This window comes from Caulobacter sp. D5, from assembly GCF_003185805.1.
Lineage (GTDB): Bacteria > Pseudomonadota > Alphaproteobacteria > Caulobacterales > Caulobacteraceae > Caulobacter.
In genome coordinates, this window is the sequence record NZ_QHJY01000436.1 from 1 (window position 1) to 2,848 (window position 2,848).

Genomic DNA, 2,848 nt, shown 5'->3' on the forward strand with positions numbered 1-2,848 from the left:
TCCCCTTGCGGGAGAGGGTGGCCTCGCGGAGCGAGGTCGGGTGAGGGGTCTCTCAGAAATTCAACGCCGCGACAGCCGATCAGCCGCCGCGGCGTTTTCGTCCGCGCGACCCCTCATCCGTCGGCTTCGCCGCCACCTTCTCCCGCAAGGGGAGAAGGATCACCGTGGACAGCCCGCCGCCGGCCGCAGCACCAGCGCGTCCAGCGCCACGCCCGGATCCAGCTGCGCCACCCGCACCGTCCGCTTCCCGCCGCACACCGTCACGCCGCTAGCCACCCGCACCCGCCCGTCCAGCACCCCCTCGGCCCAGGCCTTGTCGCCCACCTTGCGCGATGCGGCGACCTCCACAGGCGCGACGCCGTCCGCCGAGACCGCCAGCCGCAGCGCCGTCTGGCCGTTCAGCGGGAAGGTCGGCAGCAAATCCAGATCCAGCGACCAGGCGCCGGCCGGCAGGGTGATCGCATAGTCCAGCGCCGGCCCAGGCTGCGCGAGCGTCCTAGACGCCTCGGTCACGACCCCCGCCACCATCACCGCCCCACCACGCCCCACGCCGTCCAGCCGCCGCCAGCCTGGGCCGCGCGCCGTCTCGGCCTCGACCACGATCACGTCGGTGTCGGTCGGCGGGAAGGGCGCCAGGCGCGGCGCGGTCGCGTCCGCCGCCGGGGCGACGAACGGCTTCTGCCGGAACGAGGTCCACTGGCCGTCGGCCGGCTCGACCGACAGGATGCCGCGCCACTTTCCCCCGGCGATCTCGTTGTTGTAGCGGCGGGTGAGAACAGCGATCTGCGCGTCGGCCGCCCGGGCCTTGTCGGCGCGGCGGCGGGCTTCCTCGGGCCGGCTGGCGATCAGCCGGTCGAAGGCCTCGGCGTCGAAGACGCGGTGGTTGGCCGCCGCCGCCGCCCGCACCGGATAGTCCACCAGCTCGAACCAGGCGTCGCGCTGCTCGGCGGGGATCTTCGCGCCCTCGCGGTCCAGCCGCGCCACCAGCGCGTCGAACCGCGCCAGCCGCGCATCCGCCTGCGCCACCGACAGCGGGCTGGAGCGCGGGCTCGCGCCCCGGCCCCAGAACCATTGCAGGTGCTCGGGCTTGCGCTCGAAGTTCAGCTGGTGGTGCTCGGCCAGGATCGCGGCGACCGCCTCGGCCCTGGCCGGTCCGAAGACCTCGCGAGCGAACCGCGCCTCGTAGCCGCGCGCGCCCAGTTTGCGCACCCCGTCCACGTCCCAGGCCATGTCCAGGAACAGCTGCGCGCCCAGTTCGGCCGGCTTGATGTCGCCGACATTGGCGATCCACAGCCTGCGCGCGTCCAGGTCCCAGGCCCGGCCCATCTCCTCGATCACCAGGGCCGGCGGCGTGGTCGACAGCCACAGGTGCGACAGCGGCGCGCCCAGATAGGACAGGTGATAATAGACGCCCGATCCGCCCGACCGCTGGCGCTCTTGCGCATTGGGCAGCTGGCGGATGTAGCCGAAATTGTCGTCCGGCCAGACCAGCGTCACGTCCTCCGGAACCTTCAGGCCCGAGCGATAGACGTCCAGCACCTCCTTGTAGGCGGTGAAGGCCTGCGGGACGGTCTCGACCTTGGGATCGACATGGTCGCGGATCAGCCCGCGCTGGTCGGCGATGATCTTCTCCAGCAGCGTCCGCTGGCCGTCGATGTCGCCGCCGCCGACCATGCCGGAGTCGTGGATGCCGCGCATGCCCAGGGTGTAGATGTTCTCGTAGCCGCCGTTGGCCTTCACCCGCTGGCGCCAGTAGTCGAGCACGCCGTCCGGATTGGCCGCGTAGTTGTAGGCCTCCGCGCCGGCCTTCCACTCGCCGACATTGTTGCGCAGCATAGGCTCGGCGTGGGACGAGCCCATGACGATCCCCCAGCGGTCGGCCAGGGCGGCGTTGGCCGGATCGGCGTTGAAGGGCTTGCTGACCTCGTGCATGGCCGGCCACAGGGTGTTGGCCTTCAGCCGCAGCAGCAGCTGGAACACCTTCTCGTAGGTCTTGGGGCCGATGTCGCCATAGGCCGGGTCGAAGGTCCTGGCCGCCCAGGGCTGCAGGCCCCAGTCCTCGTCGTTGATGAAGATCCCGCGGTACTTCACCGACGGCGCCTCGACGCGGCGGGTGTCGGCGGCGACGTAGAGCGCCTTGCGCTTGATCGGCCTGGCGTCGGCCCACCAGGTCCAGGGCGAGACGCCGACGGCCCGGCTCAGGTCGTAGACGCCATAGGCCGTGCCCCTTCGGTCGCCGCCGGCGATCACCAGGGCGCGATCGAGGCCGGGCGCGGGGTTGTCGACCACGGTGATCAGGAAGCCCTCCCAGCGGCCGCGCAGGTCGTCGACCTTCAGTTTCCTGTCGCGCACGAGGCCGTCGATCAGCGGGCTCCTGCCCAGCGTGCCGACCAGGATCGCCGTCCGGCCCTTGGCCGCATCCGTCGAGAGGCGCGGGGTCTTGCCGGTGACGGCCGCCAGGTCGTCGCGCAGATCCTGGACCGCCAGGCCCACCACCGGAGCGTCGCTTTCCGAATAGAGGATCTCGGCGCCGGCGATAGGCAATGCGCCCGGCGAGGCTTTGTCAGTGACCCAGGCCTCCTGCGCCCAGGCGGGCAGGGCGAACGCGGCGACAACCAGACCGATGAGCAGCGACGCCAGCCGCATGAGCTTCCTCCAGATCGCTTCGCTGTCAGGCAGCTTGGTCGAATTGGTCAGACCATAGGGCGATCTATGGGGTTGGCTACTCATTTTATGAGCATAATGTACACAATATGAGAGTGGTGGTGTTGCGAGATTCCGCCTCTCCCCCGTAAAATCCCCGCGAAAGCGGGGACCCAGGCTTTTTCTGAAACGTGTGGCTGCTCAA

At 70.3% G+C, this 2,848-nt stretch carries 1 protein-coding gene; it reads right to left on the bottom strand.

Annotated elements, in window-relative coordinates; translation table 11 throughout:
* Positions 1 to 159: 159 nt before the first annotated feature.
* Entirely contained in the window at positions 160 to 2,646 is a 2,487-nt protein-coding gene (locus tag DMC18_RS22990) for a glycosyl hydrolase 115 family protein (protein WP_110133342.1), read from the bottom strand.
* Positions 2,647 to 2,848 lie beyond the last annotated feature (202 nt).

Excerpts from the sequence above, each read along its gene's own strand:
- DMC18_RS22990 (WP_110133342.1), bottom strand. The coding sequence starts at position 2,646 with ATGCGGCTGGCGTCGCTGCTCATCGGTCTGGTTGTCGCCGCGTTCGCC.